The sequence below is a fragment of the Tyzzerella sp. An114 genome (genome assembly GCF_002161055.1).
Taxonomy (GTDB): Bacteria; Bacillota; Clostridia; order Lachnospirales; family Anaerotignaceae; genus Fimicola; species Fimicola cottocaccae.
Genome location: NZ_NFLT01000055.1, coordinates 1 through 1728, shown reverse-complemented (window position 1 = coordinate 1728; position 1728 = coordinate 1). Strand labels below are relative to the sequence as shown.

Here is a 1728-nt window from a genome sequence, read left to right as displayed (position 1 = left end):
GTCTATTATGTTTTTAAGAAATATATAATAATTTTAATATGTTAAAAATAATATCAATAATGATATTAAATTGAAAAACTAGTAAACTAAAAATTTTAGTTTGCTAGTTTTTTTACTTTCATATAAGTTTTATTATATTAAAGAATTTTTTGAGCTTAGAAAACAAGATTAGATTATAGTTATGGCAATCATTATAAAAATCATAAATTTGAAAAAAATATTAAAATTAATATAACAAAAGTAAAAAACAGTAATTTTTCAAATAAAAAATTACTGTTTTTTTTTAATATTCTATTAGTTAACTCTTTTTTGACTTATAATTTTTAAAATATTACAAATAAATACAATTGTGACAATAACTGTGACTATATTTGTGGATATTTTTGACACACATATATATGCCGATTAAACAAAATTTTCTAAATTTTCTGATAAAATAAAAAACATAGACATTCTTTTATGGGAGGGGTATTATGTCACTTTTTGGGGATTATCTTAAGGAGCTTATAAAAAATCATAATATTTCTGTATCTGAATTATCAAGAAAATCAAATGTTGATAGAACAATGATTCATAAAGCTATTTCAGATAAAAGAATTATTTCCTACAATGCTTTAAATGATATTTGTTCAGCTATGAGACTTACACCAAAAGAAGAAAAAATGTTGAAATATTATTATAACATTATTTTCCAAGGAGAAGAAAAATTTAATGCTTATAATGCTATATTAGATATTTTTTATGAACTTTCAAATTTGAAAAAATTTCCTTGTGTAAATATATCAAATTATATAAAGATAGAAGATATAGAAAACTTTACAGAAAATAATATTATTTTTTCAGGTTATACAACAGTTTATATGATTTTAAGAAGTATTATATATTATGAGTTTCAACATGAAAATCCACGGTTTGAATTTACAATTCCACCTTCAATGTCATTTTTTAATAATTTTGTTGCTGATTTAAGACAAAATTGTGATAAAAAAGTTAGTATAAAACACATTATATCTTTTGATGCAGATAAAGAAATAGATATAAATGGTTTAAAGTATTTAAAATCTGTGCTTCCGATAGGTATAATATTAGGTCAATCTTATAAGGTTTATTATTATTATGAAAATAATTTTTCATCAAAATTTGTTGAACCATTTCCGTATTTTTTAGTTACACATAATCATGTTATGTGTTTTTCTGTAACGGGTGAGTCAGTTATGTTGTTAAGTTCAAAACGAGAAGCCGAATATTATCATAAAAATTTGAAGGAATATATTGAAAGTTGTAGAGAACTTATAACATACAGTGATAATTTTGTTGATTTCATAACTAAATATCAAAATATTATAGGCGATGATACTTTTATGAGTATGATGACACAGCCTTGTACAATGAGTTTAATGACAGAAGAAATGTTACATAAAAAATTTGTATATGATGAAGATGGTTATGATTATATTATTGAATTTATAAAAAAACACATCGAAAAACTTAAAAACTATAAACATATTCATACAATTTTTAGTATTAATGGTATTAAAAAATTTATAAAAACTGGGTATCTAGATGAAGTTCCAAAACAGTATATGAAAAGGTTTAATAATGATGAAATAAAGTCTTTTATAAATGATTTTTTAAATGAAATAAAATCTGGTAATATGTCTGCTCAAATATACAATGATGAGCAATTATGTTTTCCAGAGTATCTTTCAATAGCAGTTGGTTCTAATA

1 protein-coding gene is annotated in these 1728 nt (G+C 21.6%); it reads left to right on the top strand.

Annotated elements, in window-relative coordinates:
* Positions 1 to 473: 473 nt before the first annotated feature.
* On the top strand, positions 474 to 1728 hold a 1255-nt coding region (locus tag B5E58_RS13180), incomplete at its 3' end, for a helix-turn-helix domain-containing protein (protein WP_143597288.1).